Origin of the sequence: Kitasatospora sp. NPDC052896 (genome assembly GCF_044547075.1) — a bacterium.
Taxonomy (GTDB): domain Bacteria; phylum Actinomycetota; class Actinomycetes; order Streptomycetales; family Streptomycetaceae; genus Kitasatospora.
Map to the genome: position 1 here is coordinate 1 of NZ_JBITZU010000022.1, position 26,522 is coordinate 26,522.

Annotated in this window: 18 protein-coding genes and 1 pseudogene; 2 read left to right on the top strand and 17 right to left on the bottom strand. The window is 70.7% G+C overall.

Annotated features, from left to right (window positions below; all coding sequences use genetic code 11):
- Window positions 1-371: 371 nt before the first annotated feature.
- A pseudogene (locus ACIGXM_RS29525) lies at window positions 372-839 on the bottom strand (transposase); the annotation flags it as partial.
- 8 nt (window positions 840-847) lie between these two features.
- Here ACIGXM_RS29525 and ACIGXM_RS29530 point away from each other — a divergent pair.
- The gene (locus tag ACIGXM_RS29530) at window positions 848-1,939 is read left to right on the top strand and encodes an integrase core domain-containing protein (protein WP_396566168.1); all 1,092 of its coding nucleotides are present in this window, start codon (window positions 848-850) and stop codon (window positions 1,937-1,939) included.
- Between the two features lie 138 nt (window positions 1,940-2,077).
- Here ACIGXM_RS29530 and ACIGXM_RS29535 read toward each other — a convergent pair whose 3' ends face one another.
- The gene (locus ACIGXM_RS29535; RefSeq protein ID WP_396566328.1) at window positions 2,078-2,944 is read right to left on the bottom strand and encodes a D-hexose-6-phosphate mutarotase; all 867 of its coding nucleotides are present in this window, start codon (window positions 2,942-2,944) and stop codon (window positions 2,078-2,080) included.
- Between the two features lie 131 nt (window positions 2,945-3,075).
- On the opposite strand from ACIGXM_RS29535, the gene ACIGXM_RS29540 reads away from it, so the two are divergent.
- Complete coding sequence (locus tag ACIGXM_RS29540; RefSeq protein ID WP_396566169.1) at window positions 3,076-3,822, top strand: SAM-dependent methyltransferase; 747 nt, start codon at window positions 3,076-3,078, stop codon at window positions 3,820-3,822.
- A 20-nt stretch (window positions 3,823-3,842) separates the two neighbouring features.
- On the opposite strand, the gene ACIGXM_RS29545 is transcribed toward ACIGXM_RS29540, so the two are convergent.
- From ACIGXM_RS29545 to ACIGXM_RS29615, 15 genes are all read right to left on the bottom strand, one after another.
- On the bottom strand, window positions 3,843-5,483 hold the full coding sequence (locus ACIGXM_RS29545; protein WP_396566171.1) for an IS1634 family transposase: 1,641 nt from the start codon (window positions 5,481-5,483) through the stop codon (window positions 3,843-3,845).
- A gap of 154 nt (window positions 5,484-5,637) precedes the next feature.
- Window positions 5,638-6,516 (bottom strand): LuxR C-terminal-related transcriptional regulator, encoded by an 879-nt coding sequence (locus ACIGXM_RS29550; RefSeq protein WP_396566173.1) that lies wholly within the window; start codon window positions 6,514-6,516, stop codon window positions 5,638-5,640.
- A gap of 235 nt (window positions 6,517-6,751) precedes the next feature.
- The gene (gene serS / locus ACIGXM_RS29555; protein ID WP_396566175.1) at window positions 6,752-8,029 is read right to left on the bottom strand and encodes a serine--tRNA ligase; all 1,278 of its coding nucleotides are present in this window, start codon (window positions 8,027-8,029) and stop codon (window positions 6,752-6,754) included.
- A gap of 425 nt (window positions 8,030-8,454) precedes the next feature.
- Window positions 8,455-9,741 carry an MFS transporter gene (locus ACIGXM_RS29560; RefSeq protein ID WP_396566177.1) on the bottom strand — a complete coding sequence of 429 codons (1,287 nt, stop codon included), beginning with the start codon at window positions 9,739-9,741 and terminating at the stop codon, window positions 8,455-8,457.
- The gene (locus ACIGXM_RS29565) at window positions 9,729-11,048 is read right to left on the bottom strand and encodes a hypothetical protein (RefSeq protein ID WP_396566179.1); all 1,320 of its coding nucleotides are present in this window, start codon (window positions 11,046-11,048) and stop codon (window positions 9,729-9,731) included. Before ACIGXM_RS29565 ends, ACIGXM_RS29560 begins: the two co-directional genes overlap by 13 nt.
- 59 nt (window positions 11,049-11,107) lie before the next feature.
- A complete protein-coding gene (locus ACIGXM_RS29570; protein WP_396566181.1) occupies window positions 11,108-12,376 on the bottom strand; it encodes a nucleotide sugar dehydrogenase in 1,269 nt (422 codons plus the stop codon).
- 89 nt (window positions 12,377-12,465) lie between these two features.
- Complete coding sequence (locus ACIGXM_RS29575; RefSeq protein ID WP_396566183.1) at window positions 12,466-13,236, bottom strand: SDR family oxidoreductase; 771 nt, start codon at window positions 13,234-13,236, stop codon at window positions 12,466-12,468.
- Window positions 13,237-13,322: 86 nt separating this feature from the next.
- Window positions 13,323-17,489 (bottom strand): AMP-binding protein, encoded by a 4,167-nt coding sequence (locus ACIGXM_RS29580; RefSeq protein ID WP_396566185.1) that lies wholly within the window; start codon window positions 17,487-17,489, stop codon window positions 13,323-13,325.
- A gap of 32 nt (window positions 17,490-17,521) precedes the next feature.
- Complete coding sequence (locus ACIGXM_RS29585) at window positions 17,522-19,126, bottom strand: condensation domain-containing protein (RefSeq protein ID WP_396566187.1); 1,605 nt, start codon at window positions 19,124-19,126, stop codon at window positions 17,522-17,524.
- Between the two features lie 54 nt (window positions 19,127-19,180).
- Window positions 19,181-22,225, bottom strand: a complete 3,045-nt coding sequence (locus ACIGXM_RS29590) for an amino acid adenylation domain-containing protein (RefSeq protein WP_396566189.1) — start codon at window positions 22,223-22,225, stop codon at window positions 19,181-19,183.
- 133 nt (window positions 22,226-22,358) lie between these two features.
- A complete protein-coding gene (locus ACIGXM_RS29595) occupies window positions 22,359-23,231 on the bottom strand; it encodes a sugar phosphate isomerase/epimerase family protein (protein WP_396566191.1) in 873 nt (290 codons plus the stop codon).
- A gap of 30 nt (window positions 23,232-23,261) precedes the next feature.
- Window positions 23,262-24,206 (bottom strand): Gfo/Idh/MocA family protein, encoded by a 945-nt coding sequence (locus tag ACIGXM_RS29600; RefSeq protein WP_396566193.1) that lies wholly within the window; start codon window positions 24,204-24,206, stop codon window positions 23,262-23,264.
- 9 nt (window positions 24,207-24,215) lie between these two features.
- Window positions 24,216-24,992 carry an NAD-dependent epimerase/dehydratase family protein gene (locus ACIGXM_RS29605; RefSeq protein WP_396566195.1) on the bottom strand — a complete coding sequence of 259 codons (777 nt, stop codon included), beginning with the start codon at window positions 24,990-24,992 and terminating at the stop codon, window positions 24,216-24,218.
- An 81-nt stretch (window positions 24,993-25,073) separates the two neighbouring features.
- A complete protein-coding gene (locus ACIGXM_RS29610; RefSeq protein WP_396566197.1) occupies window positions 25,074-26,294 on the bottom strand; it encodes an ATP-grasp domain-containing protein in 1,221 nt (406 codons plus the stop codon).
- Between the two features lie 55 nt (window positions 26,295-26,349).
- A complete protein-coding gene (locus ACIGXM_RS29615; protein WP_396566199.1) occupies window positions 26,350-26,496 on the bottom strand; it encodes a hypothetical protein in 147 nt (48 codons plus the stop codon).
- Between the last annotated feature and the right edge of the window lie 26 nt (window positions 26,497-26,522).

The following is a 26,522-nucleotide window of genomic DNA, read 5'->3' on the forward strand; positions in this document are numbered from 1 at the left end:
GGCTCCACACCTACAATCACCACCGCGGACACACCGCGCTCAAGGGTCAACCACCCGCCAGCCGCGTCCCCAACCTCACGGGTCAGAACACCTAGGGCGGGCTGATGGACCCACTCGGTGCGGAAGACCTCGCGTAGCCGCTCGGCCTCCGGTTCGATGCCGCGCTGGCGGCCGGCCCGTCGGAGAGCCGCAGTGATCTGAGTGCGGGTCAGCCGGGCGGCCTGGGCAGGGGTGGGGGCGAGCTTGAGCAGCTCGCGGGCCTCAGGGCGGCACAGGCCGTTGGCCCACTTGGCGAAGGCCTCCAAAGCGGCCGGGTAGTACTCGCGCAGCAGGGAGCGGAGCTGGTTGGCGATCTGCTGCCGGTTCCAGACTGCGTCCTGTTGAGCGCGCGCGAGGACGGCGATGGCGCGGGCCAGGTCGCTGTCGTCGGGCAGCGGCCGGTGGGCGTGCATGTCGGTGCGCAGGATGTTCGCCAGGACCAGGGCGTCACCGCGGTCGGACTTCTTGCGGGAGACGGCGTGCCGGTCGCGGTAGCGGGCGGCGGCCAGCGGGTTGATCGCGAACACCTGGCGCCTGCCGGTCCGCAGCACGGCGACCAGCAACCCGCGGGAGGTCTCGATCGCGACCGGGATCGGGTTTTCGGCGGTGTCGCCGTACTCGGCGAGCAGGTCCAGCAGGATCTTGTAGCCGGCCGCGTCGTCGGTGATATGACGTTTAGCCAGCAACTGTGTGGGTGCCGATAAATCATCCGCCCAGGTTGTGGCCTTGACCGCCGCTTTCCGGCCTTGCCAGCCCGCCGTTTCAGAGTCTTCACGTGCACAGGGCGTTGGGAGCATCATGGTCGGTCGTGCTGCTGCGTCTGGCCTACCTCGCCGCTACCAACACCTTCGCCCTGTTGCGGCTGCTGCCGATGAGCGACAGGGAGAAAGACATCGAGATCCTGGCGCTGCGCCATCAACTGCTGCTCCTGCAGCGCCAGGTCGGCAAGCCCACCTTCATCGACACCGACCGCGCCGTCCTCGCCGGCCTGCTCCACCACCTCCCGACGGACAGATTGCGGCACCTCCTGCTGCTGGTCCGCCCCGATACCCTCCTGCGGTGGCATCGCGACCTGCTCAAGCAACGCCACGCCGCGAGCTGCGCACCGAAGCGGCGCGGGCGCCCGCCCACCGTCCGCTCGATCCGCGCCCTGATCCTGCGTCTGGCCCGCGAGAACAGTTCGTGGGGATACCGCAAGATCCACGGCGAACTCGCAGCCCTCGGCATCAAGGTCGCCGCGTCCACCGTCTGGGAGATCCTCAAGGAGCACGGCATCCCGCCCGCACCTCAGCGGCAGAGCACGACCTGGGCCGACTTCCTGCACAGCCAGGCTGAAGCCCTGCTCGCCTGCGACCTCTTCGAGACCCGCACCCTGACCGGGGCGCGCCTGTACGTCTTCGCCGTCATCGAGCACTCGACGAGGCGCATCCAAATCCTCGGTGCCACCGCACACCCGACCGTGGAGTGGATCGTGCGGCTCGGACGCAACCTCCTCATGGACCTCGAGGACGCGGGCAGCAAGGCCAGGTTTCTGATCCGGGACCGCGACTCCAAGTTCACGGCCGCTTTCGATGCCCTGATGGCCGACGCCGGGCTCGAGGTCGTCACCACCGGTGTCCGGATGCCGCGGATGAACTCCCTCATGGAGCGATGGATACAAACCTGCCGCAGGGAGCTCCTGGACCGCACCCTGGTCTGGAACCAGCGCCACCTCCTCCACGCACTCCGGGAATTCGAGACCCACTACAACGAGCACCGGCCGCACCGAGCCCTCCGACAGGCCGCACCGCTCCGCCCACTGCCCGAACCAATGGATGAACCAGCCCGGATCAGACGGCTGGAGGTCCGCCGGCGAGACCGACTCGGCGGCACCCTGCACGAGTACCAACATGCCGCGTGACCTGCATGGATGATTTATCGGCACCCGCAATGTCCGGCCCTCCGCACACGAGGTTCCCTTCCGCAGCTGCGGAAGGGAACCTCGTCGTATCCGGCCCCACTGACGCCGGACCGGATCACGGCCGTCCGGGAGGTCGTCCTACCGCACCACCCGCAGCGTGACCGACAGGCGGGCCGGGTGGTGGGGTGTGGCCGTCATCGGCCGGGTCAGGCGAGCGGTCTCCACGCAGACGAACTCCTGGTGGGCGCGCTCGCCCAGATGCGGCAGCCGTCCGTTGACGCGGGAGCCGGGATTCCACACGACCACGTCGCTGTGGTGGTCGTGGCGTGCTTCGATGGTGCGGTCGAGTCCTCGGTCCCATACCTGGTTGACCGGCGTCGGGCGGGTGTAGCGTCGGTCGATCGCCTCGCCTTCGGTCAGCGCGAGCGGACCGTCCTGGCGGCCTGGGGCATCATCGCGCAGCTCGTCCGTGTACTCGTCCCCCAGGCCCGTGATGCTCACCCGGCCCGGGCCCCCCACGCGCAGGTAGGTGTGCAGGGCCCCGACGCTCAGGTGGTAGCCGCGGGCTTCCAGTTCGACAGAGCACGTCCGTCCGATCGTGAACCGGGCGATCAGGGTGAAGGCGTGCGGCCAGAGGGCTAGGCTCTCAGGAGAACTGCGGAGCTCGAAGGTGAGTACGACGTTCTCGCTGGTCTCCGTGCACCGCGTGAGGTCCCACGGCATGGTGCGTGCGAAGCCGTGCATGGGTTCACGCCAGTCGCCGAACCAGGGCCAGCAGATGGGGATCCCGCCGCGGATGGCCACGCCCGGCGTCCATGTGTTCTCGTCGCTGAGCCAGAGGACGGAGTCCTCGCCCGCGGGTTGCCAGGCCAGCAACTGGGCGCCCAGCAGGCTTATGGCGCCGCGCGCCAAGGGGTGGGCGACCACGACGAGCGGTATCCCGCCGAGGGTGCGCAGGGTGACCATCTCGGACCGGGTCTCGCCGACGGGCAGCGTGAAGATCATTTCATCCACGCACGCACCCTAGACCCGTACTTCGCAGGTCGTTGAATCGGATCCCTCGGCCCGGGGTTGCTGGGACCGGCCGAAGAAAATCGCGCGCCCCGAACGGCTCCGCGCGGGCAGGATGCTTCGGCATGGAACGCTCCCTCATCAGCACCTTCGCCCACGTCGACCATCCAATCGCGGCGCCACTGTCCGACGGCTCCGTCCGTACGTTGCTCGACCGGGCGTTGCCCCGGGGGGACGAGCGGGTACTCGATCTCGGGTGTGCCGAGGCGGCCTGGCTGGTGTGTGCGCTGGCCGGGCGCCCCGGCCTGCGGGCGGACGGGGTCGACCTCAGCGAGTCCGCCCTGGCCAAGGGGCGCGCGGCGGCCGACGCGGCGGCCCTCGGCGACCGGCTGAGGCTGCACACCGGGGACGCGACGGCGTTCGAGGTGACGCAGCCGTACGACCAGGTGCTGTGCGTCGGGGCCACGCACGCGTTCGGCGGGCTGCTGCCGGCCCTGGAAGTGGCGCGCGGCCATCTCGCGCCCGGCGGCAGTGTGCTCGTAGGCGACGGTTTCTGGGAGCGCGAGCCGGGGCCGGGGACGCTGGCCACCGGGTTCGAGGCGGACGAGTACACCGACCTCGCCACGACCGTCGAGCGGGTCTCGGCGGCGGGTTGGACGCCGGTGTACGGGCATGTCAGCACGTTGGAGGAGTGGGACGCGTACGAGTGGTCATGGACCGGGTCGCTGTCGCGCTGGGCGCTCGACCACCCCGAACACCCGGACGCGGACGAGGCGTTGGGTATCGCCCGCACCCATCGGGACGAGTGGCTGCGCGGGTACCGGGGAACGCTCGGGTTCGTGACGTTGCAGGTCAGGGCAACGGCGTCCTAGTTCCGTACTTGGTCACCGATTCAGGTATGTGGCCAGCGGGTTTGTGTGACTTCGATGCCGAGGAGTTCGAGGAGGTGGAGTTGGACGCCTCGGGTGATCTGCACGGTCGGCGGGTCGGTGACGTTGCCGATCCGCAGGTTGAGCTCGCCGCGGTGGTAGAGGATCATCCGGCCGGTGGGCCGTACCCGGCGGTTGTCCGGGTAGAGCCCGGCCATGGTCTGCTCCGGCCCCAGGGCCCGTCTGACCTGGCGTTCGATCAGGCAGAAGACCAGCAGTGCCAGGCAAATGACCTGGATCAAGGCGGCGGCGCGGCGGTTGTGCTGAACGAAGACCGGGGTGACCGCGAGCGGGCCCTTGAAGTCAGCGTAGCGGCGCTCGACCGCGCCCTGGCCTTTGTACTGGATCAAAACCTGTGCGGGGTCGGCCTGCCCGGCCGGGAGCGGGGTGATCAGCACGTACCGGCCGTCGGCCTTGGCTTCGGCGTCGAGGACGTCCTGGTCGAAGCCCCATTCCAGGGACGGGATACCGACGTCGTCCTGGTGCACGTGCCAGCGCAGGCAGGCGGTCACGCGTCGTTTGGCGGCGATCTTCTCGGCGGTCTTGTAGTGCCGTCCGCCCGCGGCGCGGGCGAGCTTGTCCAGCTCCTCAGCCGCCTTGGCCAGGCGTTTGGCGCGGGCGGCCTGCTGGCCGGTGGCGTTCGCGGTGGAGTGGACCAGGATCCGCCGCAGCGTGGGGACCGGATCGCGCTTGCGCGGGCCCGCCAGGGTGTGGACGTCCTCAAGCACCCGGTAGACCTCCCGCTCGGCCGGGTCCTTGCCCGCATCCCGCTGCGGAACCCAGTCCACGACCACCGCCTGTTCCCGGTCAAGGGCGGCATAGACCCCGTCCTCGACCTGGGCGGCCGGCACCGGGGCAATGAACGGGACCCCGGCTTCGAGCAGGGCGGCGATGTTCGCATACGACACCAGCTTGGCGTCCGCGACCATCAAGAAATCCTGCCCGCCAGCGAGTTTCCGCAGGTCCTTCATCGCACCGACCACCTGGCGAACCTCGGCCGCCCCGCCGTCGAAGACCCGCGCGTGCACGGGGATCCCACCGTCGCCGCTGGCCGCGATCCCGGCCTGGATCTGCTTCAGGTCGGTACGGCGGTCCTTGGGATGCCCGTACTTGATGACCGGGAACTGGTCGTCCTGGTCCTCCTCCACATAGGCGCCGTGCACGGACATGCTGGTCATGTCCCAATGCAACCTGCTCACATCGATGCCGAACTCGGCGATCGCCGGCGCGCCGACCGTGCCGGCGAGCTGTTCCAGACGCGGGGCGATCGCGTCCAGGGCCCGCGCCAGCCGGTCGTCATTGAGCAGGGCCGGTTCTATCCCGAACACCTCCTCCACCGCCCAGACCCGGGCCCAGTCCCCGACCCGCAGCAGCGGCATCGGCGAGGTGAGCCGGTTCGCGACCAACGCCTCGATCACCTGCCCATGCGTCAGGTGCGCGCTCGCCGCGGAAGGGCACAGCCCGTCGACGATCCCAGCCACGTCAAGCCGGCGCAGAAACTCGGCAGCCACAGGCAGAGCGCCCAGACGCTTCTCCACCACGGACGTCACCACGCACTCCAGGCGCTGACGCTCAGACCGTGGCCGCGGGGACCGGGAAGTCATCGACACACCCAACCCAACGCGACCGGACCGGCTTCGGACACCGCTCCGACGACCAGATCATCCGAATCAACGACCCGCGAAGTACGGGCCTAGACCGGCCTGAACGCGCGGGCGTTCGTGCACCTGTGCACGCTTCCCGAGCGGGTCGGTCGCGTCAGAGCCATCCGCGGCGGGCGGCTTCGACACCTGCCTGGAAGCGGCTCTGGGAGTTCAGGCGCTTGAGGAGGTCCGCCATGAGCCGGCGGACGGTACGGATGGACACGCCCAGCTTGCGGCCGATGCCCTCGTCGGTGAGGCCGTCCTCCAGCATCTTCAGCAGCGCCAAGTCCCGCTCGCTGGGCCCGTCACCGTCGACGACGGGCGGTTCCCCCAGCGGGGCGGCACGTTCCCAGACGAGATCGAACAGCTCCTCCAGGGCCGCGACCACGCTCCCGAGCCGGATGATGAACGCGCCCTCCCGGCTCACCTGCTCGTTGACGGGGATCACGGCGACGGAGCGGTCGCACAGGATGAGCCGCATGGGCAGCGAGGGCACGGTGCGGATCTGGCCGCCCCGCGCGGTGAACCAGGTGGCGTAGTCGACCGTGGCGGCGTCGTTGCGGACGCTCTCCAGGTAGATCGTCTGCATCCGGACGCCCCGGTCCAGGTTGTGTTCATCGAGCGGGCGGCTGGCCTCGAGCGCCGCGCTGCTGAGCGCCCCTCCGGGCATGAAGGCGCGGACTTCGGAGGTCGCCTGCCGGGAGAGCTCGATCAGCCGTACCCGCACCGACTCCAGGCCGTTGAGCCGCTCCACGCCGTCGCCGCCCGCCTGGACGCGGGCGACGGTGTACTCGGTGGCCAGCGCCGCCACGGCGGCCTGGGTGCGCGAGAGCGCCGCCTGGCGCTCGACCAGCTCGACCCTGATCTCCTCGAGCATGGGCCCCAGGCTCACCTGGGGATTCATCGGTATGAGGTCCTGGGCTCGGGCGGAGGGAACCAGCAAGGACAGCTTGGTGAGCCGGTCGAGCGAGGCCCGTATCTCCTCCTCGGGCATTCCGACATGGTCCTGGATCTGCCCCAGGCCCCATTCCGGGTGGAGGAGGAGCGCCCGATATACGTCATGGTCAAGCTTTCCAAGCCCAATGCTCGAAAGCATCCCCCGGCTCCCCCTTGTACCTAGCCATCATGGTCGTTCAGCGACCAGAGCCAACCCATCATACTGAGTGGTTTGTGCAGGTCAACTGCCATGTGGGGGAGATAACGGACACGGGGACCGGGAATTCACGACGTCAGGCGACGGGCCGGAGTACGTCATCGAGGCCCCACTTGCGCAGCACCTCGGGCACGCGGACGCTGCCGTCCGGCTGCTGGCACTGCTCCAGGATCGCCGGGAGGAGCCGGCTCGTCGCCAGGCCGGAGCCGTTCAGGGTGTGCACGAAGGCGCCCTTGCCCTGCCGGGGCCGGTAGCGGATGTTGCCCCGACGAGCCTGATAGTCACGGGAGTTGGACACCGAGCTGACCTCCATGTAGGTACCGATGCTGGGCAGCCACACCTCCACGTCGACCGTCTTGGCCATCGCGCCGCTCATGTCCCCCGCGGCGAGCTTGGTCACTCGGTAGTGCAGGCCCAGGTCGGCGACCAGCCGTTCGGCCTTGGCCAGGAGCTCCTCGTGTGCGGCGTCCGAGTGGTCAGGGTGGGCGAACTGGACCATCTCCACTTTCTGGAACTGATGGCCGCGCAGTGTTCCGCGCTCCGTGGAGCGGTATCCGCCGATCTCGCTGCGGTAGCAGGGCGAGTAGGCGAAATAGCGCCGGGGAAGTTCGTCCTCGGTGAGGGTCTCGTCGCGGTGGAGACCGATCAGCGCGGTTTCCGACGTGGGAATCAAGAACCGGTCGGGGGCGTCACCGCCGGCGCCCACCGTGAAAACGTCTTCGGCGAACTTCGGGAACTGCCCTGCGGCGTAGCCGGCCTCCTGGCCGAGGATGTGCGGCGGCAGAATGAACTCGTACGAGTCCCGACGATGGGCTTCGACGAAATAGTTCAACAAGGCCCATTCCAGCATGGCGCCGTTGCCCGTATAGACCCAGAATCCGCTGCCGGACAGCTTCGTACCGCGCTCGTAATCCACGAGCCGCAGGCTCTGTGAAAGCTCCACGTGGTCCTTGGCCGGGAAGTCGAGCTGTGGTTTCTCACCGACGACACGGAGGGTCTCGTTCGCCTCTTTGCCCCCGGGCTTGACGTCCTCGTCCGGGAGGTTGGGCAGCGGATCGAGGAAGTCGTCGCGCGCGGCGGTGAGTGTGGCCAGACGGGCCTCGAGTTCCTTGATCCGTGCGCCGATTTCGAGCGACTTGGTACGCAATTCCAGCGCTTCGCTGTCCAGACCGGTGCGGGCGACCTGACCGGAGAGCTTCTTCCGTTCGGCGCGCAGCCCTTCGACCTCGCCACGCACCCTGAGGAACTCCGCGTCGAGCTCCAGGAAGGGGCCGAAGTCGACATCGACGTCCCGCTTTCGCAGGGCCTGCCGGACGGCTTCGGGGTCTTTGCGAATCAATGCGACATTCAGCATATGCGGTGAAACTCCGTACAGCACTGGCCGGATTCCGGCATCGTCCCTGGGGAGCGTGGGCGAGCAGGGAAACTCGCGGTGCCACCACGCTTTCACCGACGTAAGCGGTCTCGACTGGCCCTATGACGGGGGCGAGCCGTCAGGTCATTGGGCCGACCGGAGGCCGACCGTTCCTACCTGCACTCAGGAGTGGATTCGTCCCGGTGTACGAGGCCGCCTTCCCAGCGCCCGGCGGCTCTCTAAACTCGCATTTTCCAGGACTACTTGTCTCCGTCAACGCTTTCCAAAAGCATAGAACACGCCTTCTGGCGGGTCAACTGGCTTATGAGAGCGTGCCGTAACCGTCCGCTGCGGCCGCGAATCACCCTGCGGGCGGCTGCCCGGTCGGTAACAGGCCCGGCCGGGAAGCCGCGGCGGACGGCTCGCTACGCCGCCTCCGCCAGGTCCGCCCGCGGCCCCGTCGCCGGGGGCTCCGTCTCCGTGTCGGGGCCGGTGATGCGGCGTACCGACGGCAGCAGGCAGACCCACAGGCAGGGGACCGTGACCAGGACCGCTCCGCCGAGCAGGGTCCCGTCGGTGCCGACGGCTCCCGTGACCGGGCCGATCACGGCGTAGGCCAGCGGCATCGACATCATCGTGAGGAGGAAGTCGTAGGACGCGACCCTGGAGAGCAACTGGTCGGGGATGACCCGTTGCAAGGTGGCCTCCCACAGGGTGTTGAGCAGCACCACACAGCAGTCGGCGACCGCAGCGGCGAGCGCCAGCCACGGCGTCGCCCAGCCGGACCACAGCGCCAGCAGCGGCAGGCCGGAGACGATCAGGACCAGGTTGCCCGCCACGAGCGGCCGGCGTGGCTGCCAGCGAAGGGCCAACAGCCCTCCGGTGAACGAGCCGACGGCCATCCCCGCGCTGACCATGCCCCAGGCGGCCGACCCGCCGAAGCGCTTGTCCGTCAGTACCGGGCCGAGGACGAAGAAGACGGCCATGCCGAAGTTCCACAGGGCGTGCACGACGAGGTTCGCCGACACCCAGCGGCGCCGTACGATCTCGCTCCACCCCTGCACCAGGTCGGCGCGGAACGACTGACCGCCATCGCCGCGGGCCGCGCCGCCCGGCAGCCGCAGCAGAACGACGATGTTGACGGCGAAGGTGGCGGCGTCGATCATGTACACCGTCTGCGCGCCGGCCAGCGGGACGAGCATGCCCGCCACGGCGGGACCGACGATCATGCAGGTGCTCCGGGTGAGCGCCTGCAGAGCCACGCCCTGCTGGATCAGGTCCTTGCCCACGAGCGTCGGCATGAGGCCCTTAGACGCCGGTCCGAAGAACCCGGCGCCGATGCCGTAAAGGGCGTTGCCCACCGCGAGGACCAGCGCGGAGCCGTGGCCGGTGGCGAGCAGGACGCCCAGCGCGAACTGCACCGTGAAACGCATCGCGTCCGCAACCGCCATCAAGCGCAGCCGGGCCACCCGGTCGGCGAGCACTCCGCCGACCAGGGTGGTCACCAGCCGGCACAGCAGGCCGACGGCGAGCACGCCTCCGAGCTCGACCGCGCCGCCACCCTGGCCGATGACGGCGAAGGCGGTGACCACGGGGACCATCCCGTCTCCGAAGGAGGAGGCGGCCTGCCCGGTCCAGTACAGCCGGAAGGCGGGGATCCGCAGTGGGCGCAGATCCTTGCGCAGCAGCGTCGCCATGCTCACAGCAGCCACCTCCAAGCGTCCTCGTACTCGGCCATGAAGGCACGCTGCTGGACACCGGTGCCGAAGGTCGGTGCCACCAAGGACTGTTCGGCGAAGGCACGGCGTACGGCGTCCATCCTGTCCTCCAGCTCCGCAAGGGAGCCGGCGGAGACCAGACACATGCCCTGCCAGTGCGCCGTGGACCTGACCTCGGGCACGTCGTTCGCGCCCAGCAGGGCCGAGACCCGCACCTCGTGCACGCCGTCCGTCGCTGCGAACCGCTCCGGGTTCGGCAGCTTGACGATCGTCCCGCGGGGCAGGTGCAGCGACGTCGACGCCACGCAGCGGTCGTCGGCGGGGCCGGCCGGCCGCACCGGTTCGCCGAGGCACACGTCCACGGCCGCACCGGCCAGCGAGAAGCCGTGCTTGACCAGGACCGCCTCCTGGATCAGGCCGCCACCGACCCGGCCCGCGCACTCGCCGAAACAGAAGGTGTCGCTGTCCCGGTCCAGCAGCAACTCCATGTGGAAGACGCCGTCCTCGTAGCTGAGCGCCTGCAGTGCCTTGCCAGCGAAGGCCCGGGCCTGCTCGCACCGCTCCTCCTCACCGGTGCCGTCCGCCCGGTAGATGCACAACGGCTCGGTGTCGGTCGTGTAGGACAGGCACGGCTCGGCGTAGCGGCCCACCGAGGAGAAGACGACGGCACCGTCCTGCACCACTCCGTCGACGATCCACTCCTGCCGTACGTCGATGAGGTCCTCCACGACGAACGGGGAGGTCGCCGAGGCGGCAAGTCTCTCCAGCAGGGCCTGGTAGGCGGACTCGGTGCGCACCACCTCGGTGGCCGTCGTACCGCCCCCGGCCACCGGCTTGACGACGCAGGGGCCGGGGAACGGCGTGCTCACCAGCTCGCTGCCGGGCACCACCACGCGCGAGCGGGCCGCGGGCAGGCCCGCGGCGAGCACGGCCTGCTTCTGCAGGTGCTTGTCGCGCATGAGCACCGAGTGCGCCGGGCTGACGCCCGGCAGGTTCAGAAGCGAGGTGAGGGCCGCCACCGTGGAGACCGCGAACTCGTCGAAGGTGACGATGCCGCACACCCCGGCGTGCAGGTCGTCGCCGAGCAGCCGGGTGAGCCCGGCCCATACGTCTCCGACGTCGGTGATGTCCTCGACGACGACCTCTTCGGTCTCCGCAGGCAGCGGCACGGCGCCGCCTCGCAGGTGGGCGCGTACGTCCCGCACCATGATGGTGCGCAGACCGCGCCCGACACACGCCCGGACCAGCGGCGGGTCGTAGCCGATCACCACGACCGCACCGGTGCCATCACTCGAGACCACGGTCCCCGACCTCCCGCTCATTTGGTGTGTTTGCTTGCATGTGCCGGCTCCGCACGGGATCAGATGCGCTCGACGGCACGGTCGCGCAGCCGGTTTCGCGTGTCGAAGACATGCTGCGAGGCCGACGCGACCAGGTCGTAGTCGAAGCAGTCGTGGTCGGTGAGAAGCACCGTGATGTCGGCCGCCGCGAGCTCCTCCTCGGTGAGCGCGGCCAACTCGACATCGAGGCCGACGGGGGCGCTCGCCAGTCCAGGCTCCACGGCCCGCACGCGTGCCCCGGCCTCCACGAGCCTGTGCGCGACATCCAACGCCGGCGACTCGCGCATGTCGGAGGAATTGGCCTTGTACGACAGTCCGAGCAGCAGGACCCGGCTGTCGGCGAGCAGCCGGTCACGCTTCTTCAGCGCGTCGCCGAGGCGCTGCACCACGTAGTCGGGCATGCCGCGGTTGATGTCGTTGGCGAGGTTGACGAAGCCAAGCGAGCGACCGGTCCGTTCCCGGGACAGCCAGTCGAGGTAGATCGGGTCGATCGGCAGGCAATGGCCGCCGACACCGGGGCCGGGGGTGAAGGGCATGAAGCCGAAGGGCTTGGTGCCGGCGGCTCGGATGGCCTCCCAGATGTCGATGCCCAGGTCCGCCGCGAACATGGCGGTCTCGTTGACCAGCGCGATGTTGACGCTGCGGAAGGTGTTCTCCAAGAGCTTGGCGAGCTCGGCCTCGCGTGTGCCGCTGACGGCGACCGTGCGGTCGACGATGGCGTCGAAGAACTCCTGCACCGCGGCGCGCGAGGCGTCGTTCACGCCGGACACCAGCTTCGGAGTCTTCGCGAACGTCCAGGAGGCGTTGCCCGGGTCGATGCGCTCGGGGCTGTAGCCGAGGAGGAAGTCCACGCCGGCAGTGAGACCGGAGCCCTGCTCCAGCAGCGGGGCGACGACGTCCTCCGTGGTGCCCGGGTAGGTCGTGGACTCGAGGACGACCAGGGCTCCCGGCTTGATCAGGGGAGCCAGGGCGGCCGAGGCACCGACGACGGCCGAGAGGTCCGGCTCACCGTCGGTGAGTGGGGTCGGTACGCTGATGATCGCGACGTCGAATCCGGCCGCGTCCGCGAAGTCCGAGGTCACCCGGTAGCGACCCGAGTCGGATGCGTTCATGAGATCGAGGTCGGACACGTCCTCGACGTAGGAGTCGTTGCGGCGCAACCGCCTGACCCGCTCCTCGTCCACTTCGAGGCCGATGACCTGGAAGCCCGCCCGGACCGCTTGGAGGGCGAGCGGAAGTCCCACGTAGCCCTGGCCGATGACCGCGACGGTCCTGTGCGTTGCACGCATGATGGTCCCCCTGCCGTTTTCTCTTGATCAGACATTGGTTCGGAAGTTCGAACGATCTTGAAGGAGCGGGGCGCCCGCGCCCGGGGTGCTCACGGGTAGCTCTGCCGGGTCGGCCGGATGGAGATGTTGTCCAGGTGCACGTGGGCCGGTCGGGAGACGACGAAGTGCACGAGGTCGGCGATGTCCTCGGGCGACAGGATCGGACCGATCTCGGAGCTGAGCTTGGTGAACCAGTCCTCGTCGTAGCCGGCGTTGGCCTGGAAGGACGTTCCGACGACGCCCGGTTCGACCAGGGAGACGCGGATGCCCTGCGGGCCCAGCTCGCGGCGCAGCCCTTCCGCGGCCCCGTACACGGCGAACTTCGTCGCGCCGTACACGCTGTTGAACGGGGAGACGTTCCGGCCGACGTTGGAGCCGAGGATCACCAGGTCGAAGGCGCGAGCGGATCGATCCGCCTGGGCCTGGGCGAGCATCGCCCCCGCCAGGGTGCGCATCTGGCGCAGCGCGCCGAGGACGTTGGTCTCGAACAGCTCGGCCCACTGCGACTCGTCCGAGGTCATCACGGTGCCGGGCAGACCGCGACCCGCGTTGACCACACCGACCGTGGGAATGTCGCCGAGCTCGGCGACCGCCCTGTCGACGCACTCGGCGATGACCTCGAAGCGGCTGGCGTCACCGGCCACGGCGATCACCTGGCCCGAGAACGCCTTGAGTTCGGTGGTCACCTCGTGCAGCCGTTCGGGGTTGCGGGCGTTGACGACGAGGTCGTAGCCCTGGCCGGCCAGCTTGCGGGCGACGGCCAGCCCGATTCCGGACGTGGCGCCGGTGACGACCGCGACGCGCTGTGTTTCCTGTGACACGAAAGACCTCCGTGAAGGGAAGTAGGCGAAAGGAGCGGGAACCGCTCGGAAGGGGAATGGGGGCGGCGGGCCGGGGGCCGCGCCCCTCAGGAGGCGGCGCGGCGGACCATGGTGGCCGGGAAGAAGCCCGTGCCGGAGGCCCACGCCAGGGCGGTGTGCAGCCAGGTCTGCCGCGGTTCGGCGAAGTCGACTCCGAGCCGGTGCAGCTGGGAGACGGTCCGTGTGTGGTCGAAGGCGACGTTGCGGTCCGGCCGGTGTTCCCAGGCGCGGCTCATGTCGGCGCTCCGGGCGTCGGCGTCCGTCAGCCGGCCCAGGGCGCGGATGAACTCGCTGCGCTCCACGAGCCGCACCGGGTGGCCGAACGCGTTGATCCAGCGGACCACTTCGTCATGAGCGACGGAGTGGGGCGTCTCCACGTGGTAGACGTCCGGGAGCGCTTCCGCGTCGAGGACGAGCCGGCAGATGCCTGCGGCCACCGTGTCCACGTAGGAGAAGCCGAAGGACGACTGCGGGCTGCGGGGCGCGCATCCGGCCAGGATGTAGCCCTTGAGGGTCTGGTAGACGCGGTTGTCGCCGATGTTGCTCTGGAACGCGCCGGTCCGGCTGTGCGCGGCGACGTGGTTGGTGCGGTGGACGAAGCACCGCGTCCCCAGGTCACCGGCGGCCCGCACCAGCCGCTCCGCAGCGAACTTCGAGGCCTCATAGGGTGTGAGGAACCGCTGTCCGAGGTCGAAGTCGGCCTCCGCGAACCGGTGCGTCCCGCTCTCGTGGAAACCGGCGACGGCCAGGGTGGACACATGGTGCAACGGCAGGTCCGGCCGGGTCGTGCGGATGACGTCGAGGAGGTTGCGCACTCCTCCGACGTTCACCTTGGCGAGTTCCTCCGGGGGAGCGACGAGACGCACGTCAGCGGCCGCGTTGACGATGGCGGTCACCCCGTCGAAGGCACCCCGGGCCGCCATCTCGTGCAGGGCGGGACCGTCGGTCAGATCGCCCTCGACGATCCGTACCCGGTCCGTCGCCGCCAGCCGCTCGGCGGCGCCGCGCCCATTCGCGCCGCGGACCAGGCACACCACTTCGGCTCCCTGGCCCACGAACTGGTCGAGGAGGTGCGATCCGAGGAACCCGGTCGCGCCGGTCAGCAGCACCCGGGGCGTCTCCTTGACGAGGGCGCGTGTCCCGTTCGTGACGGGCGCGGTGCCGGTGTGTGCCGGGAGCCCGGACGTGGTCCGGTCGTGCTCATCGATCACCGGTTCCGCCCCGGTCGCCCCGGCGGCGCCCAGGACCTCTTCGACGAACCGCGCGAACACCTGCCGTGCGGCGGCGCCGGAACGCTGCGCCTCGGTGCACACGAGGTCCGCCACGAACCGGTCGTCTACCAGACGCGCCGTCAGCACCAGCGGATACAGCGGGTCGTGCTGCACGGCGCGGGCCGGCCCGCAGTACTCGGGCGCGAACATCCACGTGACCTTCCGGCCCTGCGGGGGCCGGAACCGCCCCAGGTAGTTGACCGCGATGGCCGACTCCCCGTCGGCGGTGTCCAGGCGCTGCGCGGCGGTCTGCGTCACCAGGCGCTCGACCTCGGTGACGGCGCCGTCCAGGTCGGCATGCCCGGCGTCGACCAGCAGCGGCTTGACCCCGGTGAACCATCCGACGGTGTCCAGGTAGGCGTTGCTGTCCGCTCCCTGGTCCCGGCCGTGGGTCTCCACGGTGACCCGCACCGGCCCGGCTTCCCCGCCGGCCCGGACGGCCCGCGCGGCCGACGCCACGGTCAGGGCCTCAAGCCGCAGTCCGGAGCCGAAGGCGTCGACCAGGCGCCGCGTCACGTCCGGGTCCGCGGCCCAGGTGTACGCCGCCCCGTACCGCGCCCCGCGCGCTCCGGCCGCGGGAGCGGCAGGCGCAGGCGGTTCCCCGAGGGCCGCTGCCCAGTCGTAGTACGACGGTGACGGCGGCAAGGCCGGAGCGGAACCCTCCACGGCCGCCTCGTAGGCGCGCACCAGGTCGTCCAGCAGGATGCGCCAGGAGATGGTGTCCACCACCAGGTGGTGACAGACAAGCAGGAGCCGGTCGGGCGAGTCCGGTCCGCCGCGGAACACGTGGCAGCGCAGCAGGCGGCCCGAGGCCGGGTCGAGGGAGCGGTGGAGCTCGGCGCTCGTACGGGCCACCGCGTCGGCGGCGAGCGCCGGCGTTTCGACGGACGACCAGGTGACGGCCATCGTGCCCGCCGTCGGGTAGAGGACGTCGAGCGCGCCCGTGGGACGGACACTGCCGCGCAGGGCCTCATGGCGGTCGAGTACGGCGCTCAGCGCGGTGCTCAGGGCGGCCAGGTCGAGTGCAGGGGTGCAGTGCAGCAGCATCGCCTGGTTCCAGTGCGCGCTTCCGCCGGGAACGGCGTCGAAGAACCAGCGCTGCGCGGGGCCCAGGGTGCCGCGCTGTGCCGGGCGGGCGCGTTCGGCCGGCACAGCGCTCGGGCCGTCGGCCCCGCGTGCGGCCGCCTCGGCGAGACGGGCGGCGGTCGGATGGTCGTACACGTCGGTGACGACGACCTCGTGGCCGCGCTCGCGCAGGAAGACGACGGTGCGCATGGCGAGGAGGGAGTCGCCGCCGAAGGCGAAGAGGTCCGCGTCGACGCCGAGCCCGCCGACACCGAGGCAAGTGGCCCAGTACTGCGCCAGGTCGTGCGCCAGTTCGCCGGCGGGTTCGCCGTCCGGTGCCCTGGAGGTCCGCGCGGCCTCCTCGTCGAGCCACTGGTCGACCAGCCGGTGCAGCGCGCGGTTGTCGCGCTTGCCGTTGGCGTCGACCGGCAGCGCGTCGAGGGGGACGATGGGGGCGGGGATCGCGTAGCGGGGCAGCTTGCGCGCCATGTGGCCGGGAAGGGCCGCCAGGACGGCGTCCGGTGCCAGGCGGGGCCATGGGCGGACCCCTGCCACGAGGCGCGTCTGTCCGCCCACGGTCCGGACGAGCACAGCGGCGTCCGCGACCCCGGGGCACTGCGCCAGTACCTGCTCGATCTCGGCGAGGTCCACGCGGTAGCCGTTCACCTTGGTCTGCCGGTCCGCGCGGCCGAGGAAGACGAGTGAGCCGTCGGGGCGTCTGCGGCACCGGTCGCCGGTGCGGTACACGGGACCCTCGTCCGTCGTCCGGAACCGACTTCCGGTGCCCGGTACGGCCCCGACGTAGCCGAGGGTGACCCCGGCGCCGCCGACGACCAGTTCACCCGTCTCCGCCGGGCCGTCCTCCAGCCCGTCCAGCGTGAGGATGTTGGCGCCGATGGCGGTGCCGATGGGCACGGACTGCTCGTCCCCGGGGAGATCGGTGGCGCTGGAGGCGACGAAGCAGGCCACGCCCACGGTGGTCTCGGTCGGGCCGTAGTGGTTGACGACCCGGCGCGTGACGCCGCCCTCGAACAGGGAGAGCGCGAACTGCCGGGACAGCAGTTCGCCGCCGACGATCACGGTGTCCAGCGCCGGCGCACCCGCTGGCCTGCCCGGCAGCAGTGCCGCCAGGTGGGAGGGGGTCGTCTTCAGCGCGGTCACCCCGTGGTCGGCCAGCTCCCGCCAGAAGGCATAGGGGGCGCGGGCCACTTCGTCGCCGACCACGTGCACCCGGCCCCCGGTCGCCAGCGCGAGCATCCAGGAGGTGTGGCCCAGGTCCGCGGCGAGGGTCGTCAGGTGGGCGAAGACGGGCGGCTCGTCCTCGGCGAGGTCCAGGCGCCGGGCGAGCGCACCGGCGTAGTGGGCGGCGTTGCGCTGGGCGACCGCCACGGCCTTCGGCTCACCGGACGAGCCGGAGGTGAAGGAGTAGTAGACGACGTCGTCCGGGTCCGGCTGCCAGCCCCACAGGCCGGTGACGGGGGCGGTGGCCATCATCGCGTCCACATCGACGTGGAGGGAGCGGATGCCGGAGGAATCCGCCGGGGCGCCGACGGTGTCCGTGGTCAGGACGGTGCGGGCGCCGACCGTGCGCAGTCGGCGCTCCCGGTCGCTCTCACTCCAGTCGGGGCTGACGGCGACCACCGGGTTGCCGCAGCCGAGCACGCCGTACAGCAGGGCCAGGAGCCGGGCGTCGCGCGGGCCGGCGATGGCCACCGGCTCGCCGGGGGAGATTCCCGTCAGCTTGAACTCCTCGACCAGATGGCCGACGAAGGCGCCCAGCGCGGTGTAGTTCCACGAGCGGTGTGCGTCGGAGAGGGCGAGGCGCTCGCCCGATGCGTGTACGTTCCGTTCGAGCAGGTCCCCGAGGCAGCGGTCCACGGGCTTCCTTTCTGTGAGGTCGGCGGTCCGGGTCATCCGTGTACGGCCTGAGTGCGCTGGACGAGCTGGTCCACCTTCGCGGCGTACGCGTCGAGCCAGCCGGCGACCTCGTCCTCGTGGTACCGGCTCGGGTCGAAGCCGAAGTTGACCGACAGCGCGCCGTCGAGCCGGTCGAAGACGACCACCTCCAGCTGGCGCAGCACCCGGCTGCGCGGCATCGGCAGGCCGTGCGGGCGGTCCAGTCCGGCGTCCTGGAAGTCGAGCTGGCGGTAGGTCCGGCCGTGGCCGGTGCTGGGCTGCGGCTGGTTCTGGTAGATGAAGTGGATGGCGAAGAGGTCGGCGAGGGACCTGCCGCGGAACGGCTCCACCGACTCGATGAGGTCCATGATCGGGTACAGGCGGTGTTCGGCGAAGTCCCGCATCCGCGTGCCGACCAGGGCGTGCAGCCGCTCCGGCGTGGGTGCCTCGGCCAGCGGCAGCCGCAGCGGCATGGGGCTGATGAACACACCGAGGCAGTCCTCGTCGCCGCCTTCCCGGCCGGCCGTGGAGGTGCCGATGAGGAGGTCGCCGCTGCCGGTGACCTCGGCGAGGACCTGGGCGAACGCGCTGAGCAGGACGTTGTAGACGGTAATCCGGTGGGCACTCGCGTAGGCGCGGACGGCGGCGGCGCGCTCGGGGTCGAGGACCAGGTTCGCGTAGCGGCTGGACTCTCCCGAGGCGGCGCTCGGCGGCAGGGTGGCGGGCAGCCGTGTGGGGGTGCCCGCGCCGCGGAAGACCGACCTCCAGTGGTCCCGGGCCTCCTCGATCGCGGGACCGGCCGCGTAGGCGCGCTGCCGCTCGGCGAATTCGGCGTACTGCGGGGCGGGTTCGAGGGCCGCCGGGTCCTCGCCCCGCTCCAGGGTGTGGTAGACGCGCTCCAGGTCGTCGATCAGCAGCGTGATCGACCAGCCGTCGGTGGCGATGTGATGCAGATGCCCGACGAGCAGGTGGTCCGTCGCCGACAGCGTGAGCAGTTCGAGTTCGAAGGGCACCTCGGACTCGAGGTCGAAGAAGCGCACCGACCGTGCGACCGCGGCGTGCACCGCGGCGCGCACCTCTGCCTCGTCCCGCCCGCGCAGGTCCTGCGTCCTGGTGCGGGGGCGGAAATCCGGGACGTTCTGCCGCAGGGGCGGCCGACCGGGCTCGTACGTGCTGCGCAGCACGTCGTGGCGCCGGCACACCTCCTTCAGGGCCGCCTGGAAGAGGCCGTGGTCGAGCTCGCCGGTCACCTCGAAGAACAGGTCGACGTTGCCGAGCTGCTCCTTGGCGAGCCCGAACCAGCGCTCCTGGAATAGGGAGGTGACGCCGGTTTCTGACGCGGTGGGGGCGGCGGCGGGGACCGCGGGCTTCTCGCCGCCCTCGCCGTGGGCCGCCTCGGCCCGCAGCAGTTCGCGGAAGGCGCCGAAGTCGGCCGCGTCGAACATGACGTGCGGGGAGAGCGATGTCCCGAGGGCGGCGTTGATCTCCGACAGCATCAGGATGGCCGAGATAGAGTCCCCGCCGAACTCGAAGAAGTTCGTGTCGTCGTCCACCTCGCAGCCGAGCGTCTTCTCCCAGCTCTCCTGTGCGATCTCGTCGATCCGGTCCACTGTCTTCATCCGAAGGTCCGTTTCTCGTGCCCGGCCGCCACAGCGGCCCGCGTGGGCACGTCGTCAGTGAGTCGAGTGCGTGAGGCCGGTGGTGGCACTGCCGTCGCAGCAGCGGTCCAGGGCGGCCTGGAAGTCCTTGCCGAGGTGGCGCAGCGTGTCTTCGGCGAAGAGGGCGGTCGCGTATTCGATCCGGCAGTCGTAGTCGTCGCCCGCCTCGTCCAGGTAGAGCGTGACGTCGACCTTCGAGGACCTGCTCCGGACGTCCAGCGGCACGACCCGGGTGCCGTGCAGCGAGAAGTCCGCGCCGTGGGCCTCGTCGTACGCCAGCATCACCAGCGGCGGCCGTTCGCCGTCCGCCAGGCGGGTGGCACTCGGAGCGTCATACGCCTGGTGGACCGCTTCACGTACGCCCGTGACGAGCTCGGCGAGGTCGGCGCCGGCGGGAACGTCGACATGGAGCGGGACGGTCCGCATGAAGCAGCCCACGACGTCGTCGCCTGTCTCGGGGCCGCGGCCGGAGACCGGGATGGAGATGGCGAATCGACGCCGACCGGTCCACTCGGCGAGCACCGTCGCGAACACCGCGCAGGCCACCGTGAAGGAAGTGGTGCGCAGTCGGCGTGCCTGTTCACGGACCCGCGCGGCCAGACCGGCTGGCAGATCGATCCGGAACGAGGCGCCGAGACCGTCGGCGCGCCGGGGACGGGGCCGGTCCGTGGGCAGTTGCAGCGGCGGGTACCTGCGTGCGGGCTGCCGCGTCCGCGTCTCGGGCACGGCCACGGGTGACCGGCTCGCGCGCACCCGCGGCACTTCGCCCGCCAGCCGGCTCGCGTACGCGGCGCGCAGCGACGCCAGCAGGGGACGCAGGGACTGCCCGTCGCAGACGGTGTGATGCACCGTCAGGCTGAGGACGTGGGTGTCCTCATCCGTCCTGAGCAGCAGGGCCCGCAGCAGGGCACCCTGGGCGAGGTCGAAGGGCCGGGCGCCCTCGTCGGCGAGCAGTGTGCCGATGCGGTCGGCGGTGGTCTCCACGATGTCCGGCTTCACCGAGCAGGCGCCGGGAGCACGCTCGCGCAACCGAAGGGCGCCGTCCCGGTGTTCGAATCCGATCCGCAGCGCCCGATGCCGGGTGACCACGTCGTCGAGTGCCTCCGCGAGCGCCCGGGTGTCCAGCGGACCGTGCACGCGGAACGCCAGTTGGATGTTGTACAGGCCGGGAGCCTGGGAGAACTTCTCGTGCAGCCACATCGCCTCCTGGGTGTGGGAGGCCAGGTCGATGCCCGTGCTCGTGCGCTCGGCGGTGTCGGCGGCACCGTCGTCCTCCGCCCGGCCGGCCGTCCGCCGCACGGCATGCGCCAGCGACTCGACGGTGAGGGACGGGCTGAGGTCACGGACCCACAGCCGTACCGCGAACTCGGCGTTCACGTGGGCGATCACCCGCATCAGCGCGAGGGAGTGGCCGCCCAGTTCGTAGAAGTCGTCCCGAAGTCCGACACGTCCTGTGCCCAGGACCTCGCGCCAGATCGCGGCGACGGCCTCCTCGGTCGCGTCGCGTGGTCCCTCCGTGCCGGACCGCGCCGGGCGCCGGTCCGGTTCGGGCAGAAGCTTGTAGTCGACCTTGCCGCTGGCCGTGCGCGGGAATGCGGGGAGCACGGTGAAGGAAGCCGGGATCGCGTGGGAGGGCAGGTGGTCGAGCATCCGGGCGCGCAGCTCGCCGACGTCGGGCGCACCGGCCGGCGTCCCCGGAACCACGTACGCGGCCAGTTCCGGCTCCTCGCCGCGTGACCACACACGGACCGCGGCGTCCCCCACTCCCGGGCACTCCTTGAGGACGGCCTCGACGCCCTCGGGTTCGACCCGGAAGCCACGGATCTTGACCTGCCGGTCGCGGCGCCCGAGGTGGTGCAGGACGCCGTCGGTGGTCTTCCTGACGAGGTCACCGGTGCGGAAGAACGTGACGCCGTCGCCCAGGACGTCCGCGAGGAACCGGTCATTCGTCAGCTCCGGGGCGTTCGCGTAGCCGTTGGCCAGCGCGGGACCGCCGAGGAGCAGTTCCCCCACCTCGCCGTCGGCCACCGGCCGCAGCTCCTCGTCGACGACGACGATCCGGGTGTCCCGGATCGGCCGGCCGACCGGGACCCGCGCGTCGTCGGCGCCGTCGGCGAGGTCGGCGGTGTCGTAGGTGGTGACGTCCGCGCAGGACTCGGTCAGCCCGTACTGGTTCAGCAGCCGCCGTCCGGGCATGGTGGTGTGGAAGGCCGTCGCCAGGTCGCGGTCGAGGGTCTCGCCGCTGCAGGTCCACGTCTTCAGGCGGGGCAGACGGTCGCCGAGATCAGCCAAGGCGCCGAGCAGGGCGCGCAGCAGGGAGGGCACCAAGCAGATCCGGGTGACCGCGTTCTCGCTCAGGATCTGCACGAGCAGGTCGAGGTCGAGTGACGCATGGGCGGGGGGCACCGTCACGGGCACGCCCTGGGCGAGGGCGCCCCACACCTCCCAGACGGAGTCGACGACCGAGGGCGCGGTGTTCTGGACACACACGTCCAGTTCGTCGAAGGGCTGTTCACGCCACATCCACCGGCACCGGTCAAGCGACGCCCCGTGCGAGCCGATCACGCCCTTCGGGCGCCCGGTGGAGCCGGAGGTGTACAGCACCCAGGCGGGGTCTGCGGGGGCGAGGGGCACGGAGGCGAAATCCGCGGCGGCCACCGAGCGCGCCCACTCCAGGTCGCCGACCAGGCAGACCCGGCGGCCTGTGGCGCGTCCAGCGGCCTCGTCGTCGGTGATCACCGTGCGGACGCCGCTGTTGTCCAGGACGAATGCGCGATGCTGCTCCGGTGCGTTCGGGTCCAGGGGGGTGTAGGCGGCTCCCGCTTTCCAGACGGCGAGGACGGCGACCACGAACTCGACGGAGCGCGGCAGCAGCAGGCCCACCACATCGCCCGGTCCGACGCCCTGCCGGGCCAGCCGACCGGCCAGGTCACCGGCCGCCCGGTCCAGCTGGCCGGTCGTCAGCCAGCCGACGCCGTCGCGCCCCACCGCGCGGGCATCCGGGTGGGACAGGGCGCGGGCTTCTACGAGATCCCGCAGACAAGCGGCAGTCTCGCGCATGACTAAACCTCGATTCGAGGACGTGTACGGTCAGGGGGTATCCGGGCACCGAGTCCGGGCGGATCGGCGGCGTCACGAGCGACTGCGCGGGCGAGTGGACCGCCGGGTCGGCCGGCCGCGCGGCGCCCGCTGCTCAGCGCAAGGGACTGTCGGCCGTGTCCAGGAGCGCTTCCAGGCTGCGTACGCAGGCGTCGACGCTTTCCCTGAGCGCCCTGCCTTCCTCGCACGTGATGCCCAGGTGTGGCTGGACCAGGAGATGCGGTTCGAGGCTCAGGGTCATGTCGGGCCAGGCCCGCAGGACGGTGGCGAGCGTGTCGGCGACCCGGCCGCTGCCCAGCCCCGGCAGACAGGGTTCGGCGCCGTCCGCGCGCGGCTCGGCGTCCTTGATGTGGACGTGGCGGATGTGGGGCAGGATCGCCTCCGCCATGGCGACGGAGTCGTAGCCGTACCAGACGCCGTTGCCCGTGTCCATGAGGAAGCCCAGGTGCTCGCCGCCGGCCTCGTGCATGAGCCGACGCGCCGACGCACCGTCACGGCCGCCCCAGCCGACGCAGTTCTCGTGCAGGAGCCGGCGGCCGTACCGGGCGGCCAGCTCGCTCAGGGCGAGCAGGCGCCGCACCGCCTCGGCGTGCCACGCGTCCTGCGGCAGGGCACCTTGCGCGTACGACATCACGCGCACCGAAGGGGAATCGAGGCGGCAGGCCAGCTCCAGCCACCGTTCGGCCGTGGCCAGGTCCTCCGCCAGGGTCGTGCCGTCGATGCGGCCGGCGGCGACGGGGCTGTCGAGAGCAACGACCGTCAGTCCCGCATCCGCGATTCCCCGGGCCATGGCCTCGACGTCCGGTTGCGGCAGTTCGCCCAGCGACCGCCCGGCGATCGAGCGCAGCTCGATGCCGGACAGACCCAGGGACCGGGTGTTGGCGACCTGTTCCTGCCAGGTGTAACCGCATTCGTCGCCTATGACGGCGAGCCGGTCACGCCAGCCGCCCGTACTGTTCACGCTCACGGCTGTGCTCCGTTCCTTGTTCGTCATGGATTACGGCACGCCCGCCTTGCTGCGCGCGGCGTCGAGGACATCGACGCAGTGCAGGTGCAGGTCCGTGCTGAACGCGGCCCGGGTCTCCGCGGCGCCCACCGCGCCGTAGGCGGCGACCAGGCACTCGGTCAGGGGGCGGTCCGGGATGACGGTGACCGCCCCGGATCCGTCCCGGTAGAGGCTCGACGTCTCGTCCTTGGATCGCGGCAGGCTCACCTCCAGGTCGCCGTCGGCGCACACGACCCGCAGTCGTCTGGTCCGGCGTTCCTTGTCGAGGTGACCGACCAGGGTGCCGAGCAGTCCGCTGCGGTGCCTGACCACGACATGGGCGCCGCCCGCGTGGGCGATCTCCCGTCCGGCGTGCCGCAAGGGTCTGGACTCGGCGTGCACCACGTCCTCGATGTCGCCGAACAGCCAGATCGCCGCGAGCACCTGGTGGGGCAGTTCCACCTCGAAGGCGCTGGTGTGAGCGGTGTTGCTCAACGTGCGGCCGATACGGTTCTTGGACTGCTCGAACTCGTAGTGCAGCACCCGGCGACCGGCCTCGATGTCCCGCTTGACGCGCTGGATGCCGGACGAGAAGTTCCAGACACCGACCGGGTAGAGCGCCGCCCCGGCGTCCGCGCAGGCCTTGAGGAGCCGACGGGCGCTCGGCCCGTCCGTCGCCGGGGGCTTCTCGACGATGATGTGCCGGCCGCCGGCCGCGATGACCTCCTCGACCACGCCGACGTGGTCGGCGGGCGGCACCGTCACATGGAACACGTCGGACGCGCTCACGTCGGGAAGCCCCCGGAGATCCGGGTAGACCGGCAGGTCCGCGTCCTCGGGGCACACCGGATCGACGGCCACCATGGCGTGGACGAGCTGCCCGACGACGGACTCCTCGATCGCCGCCCGGTGCAGGTTCCGCGCGGCATGGCCGTATCCGACCAGTACGGTCCTCATACGTCCGCCTCAGCCGGCCGGGCGCTCGCCGAGCGGCAGAGCGCAGAAGAAGCCGCCCACGTAACGCCGGCCGAGATCGGCCGCCGCGTCGCCCGCGGCCTTGGCCTCCATCTCTGCGGCGAACCGCTCGGCGTCGTCCTGCGGCACGTAGCCGATCTCCCTGCCCTCCTCGAGCGACCACCAGCGACGCGTGTTGTCGGACACGCCCCACACGATGCCGAATCCCCGGGCGTCGAGGGCCGCGTCGACCAGGCGTACGGCGTCCCCGGGAGAGAGCCAGGTGGACAGGCCTCGGACGTCGAACGGCTTCTCGTAGCAGGTTCCGATGCGCAGGCAGACGACGTTCATGCCGAACCTGTCGTGGTACAGGGCGCCGAGCGACTCCGAGGCGGCCTTGCTGAAGCCGTAGTAGGTGTCCGGCCGGGCCCGTACGTCGGCCGGCAGCTCGGCCGGACCCCTTTCCTGGAACCCCGCGGCGTGGTTGCTGGACGCCAGCACCACCTGTGTGACGCCCTCCAGACGGGCCGCCTCCAGCACGGTCCGCGTCCCGTTGACGTTGACGTTGACGATCCGCTCCCAGCTGTCCTCTTCGGTGATGCCCGCGAGGTGCACGACGGCGGTGGCTCCGCGCATCGCCGTGCGCATGGCGTCCAGATCGGTCACGGACGCCTGCGCACAGCCCTCGTCGGGCGCACTGTCGATCAGCCGCAGGGGACGCTGAAGACCGCGGCGCAGCATGCGGCCCATGTTCCCGGCGGCGCCGGTGACCAGCACCAGTTCAGCCATGCTTTCCAAACCCACTTCGCTGTGTCGGGTGAATGGCGATGAGGTGTACGGGGCGAAGGGGGGCCGCCCGCGCACCTGCCCTCAGTCCAGGACTGTGTGCGCCTGGAACCACTCGTTGATCTCGTGCAGCCTCTTGAGGACCTGGTCTTCGTCGGCGCCGCGCACCACGACCTCGCCCACGTGCACGTCAGAGGCCGCGGTGGGCGCCTCGACCGGGTAGCCCGGGCCGACCATGGGGCGCCCGAAGACGACCCCGTCCTGGGCCCGGATCTCCTCGGCACTCGGAATGCCGCGCACGGTGCCGGCTCCCGGCGCCATCAGCAGGGCGTAGCCGTGCACCTCATCGGACGGCACTGCGGTGACCGGGTCGGTCCCGCCGAACGCCGCCTTGGCCCACTCGAGGTGCAGGTCCACGCCGAAGTGCGCGCTGACCAGCTGGTCGATGGGACCGCCGCCCACCCGTCCCGCGCACTCGCTGAAGGTGACCCGGTCACCGTGGACGAACACTTCCATGTGGAAGACGCCGTCCCGGTGGCCGAGGGCGTCGAGCGAGGCCCGTGCGAGGGAGCGGACCTTCTCGTACAGCGGCGCGTACCGCGCCGGGTCGAGGGCGATGCTCCCGGACACGACGCCGGACCGCAGTTCGATCACATTCTGCAGGTACCGGCTGATGCCGAGGAAGGCGATGTCGCCGTCGCGCAGGATTCCGTCGACGTGGTGCTCGGCACCGGTGACGAACTCCTCCACGAGAAAAGGCCCGTTGAAGCCAGAGGCACGGTACTCGGTGACGGCAGCGTCGAACTCGACGCCGTCCCGGGCGACGAACGTGTGGGCGCACGAGGCACCCAGAATCGGCTTGATGACGACAGGGCAGTCGGCCCGGGCGCTCTGCAGCGCGTCAGCGTCCGGGAGGACCCGGCACCGGGCGACCGGCAGGCCGGCCTTCGCGATCCGCTCCTTCTGCAGGTATTTGTCGCGCAGCAGGACCGCGGTCTCGGGCCGGATCGGGCTGGCCTCCCCGCCGATGAGCGCGGTTGCCACCAGCGAGAACTCCTGCTGGCTGCAGACCGTGTCGAAGTCGGAGGGGCTGAGGCCTTCGCGCCGCAGCGCGCACAGGATCTCCTCCACGTCGGCGCAGTCCGACACCAGCACCGCCCGTTCGATGTCCGCCTGGCCGCCGAAGCGGGCGTGGACGTCCGGAGTGGTCACGCACCAGACCTGCGCGCCGAGCTCCCGCAGGGCGTTGAGTGTGGTGATCCTCCACCCGATGAGCAAGACCTTGCGGCGTGTTGCGGCTTCCATGTGTATTCCCCGGTGTGTGAGGTGTGTTGCCGTCTTCCGGTTTCGCCGGGACGGATCAGTCCCACGCCCAGTTGCTGAGCGTCTGCTCCTGCGCGGCCTGTGGGGCGGGCGTTGCCACGGGGGCTTGGAGTGCCGGAGCGGCAGATACCACGGAAAGGACCAGGAGTGCCGAGAAGAGCGTCGCTTGAATGATCTTCTTCATGCTGCGATATCCCCTGTTTCTCGTAT

Coding starts and splice junctions, on each gene's coding strand:
- serS (WP_396566175.1), bottom strand. CDS start 8,029: ATGCTGAATGTCGCATTGATTCGCAAAGACCCCGAAGCCGTCCGGCAG.
- ACIGXM_RS29600 (WP_396566193.1), bottom strand. CDS start 24,206: ATGAGGACCGTACTGGTCGGATACGGCCATGCCGCGCGGAACCTGCAC.
- ACIGXM_RS29540 (WP_396566169.1), top strand. CDS start 3,076: ATGGAACGCTCCCTCATCAGCACCTTCGCCCACGTCGACCATCCAATC.
- ACIGXM_RS29550 (WP_396566173.1), bottom strand. CDS start 6,516: ATGCCCGAGGAGGAGATACGGGCCTCGCTCGACCGGCTCACCAAGCTG.
- ACIGXM_RS29610 (WP_396566197.1), bottom strand. CDS start 26,294: ATGGAAGCCGCAACACGCCGCAAGGTCTTGCTCATCGGGTGGAGGATC.
- ACIGXM_RS29535 (WP_396566328.1), bottom strand. CDS start 2,944: ATGATCTTCACGCTGCCCGTCGGCGAGACCCGGTCCGAGATGGTCACC.
- ACIGXM_RS29545 (WP_396566171.1), bottom strand. CDS start 5,483: ATGACTTCCCGGTCCCCGCGGCCACGGTCTGAGCGTCAGCGCCTGGAG.
- ACIGXM_RS29570 (WP_396566181.1), bottom strand. CDS start 12,376: ATGCGTGCAACGCACAGGACCGTCGCGGTCATCGGCCAGGGCTACGTG.
- ACIGXM_RS29585 (WP_396566187.1), bottom strand. CDS start 19,126: ATGAAGACAGTGGACCGGATCGACGAGATCGCACAGGAGAGCTGGGAG.
- ACIGXM_RS29590 (WP_396566189.1), bottom strand. CDS start 22,225: ATGCGCGAGACTGCCGCTTGTCTGCGGGATCTCGTAGAAGCCCGCGCC.
- ACIGXM_RS29615 (WP_396566199.1), bottom strand. CDS start 26,496: ATGAAGAAGATCATTCAAGCGACGCTCTTCTCGGCACTCCTGGTCCTT.
- ACIGXM_RS29605 (WP_396566195.1), bottom strand. CDS start 24,992: ATGGCTGAACTGGTGCTGGTCACCGGCGCCGCCGGGAACATGGGCCGC.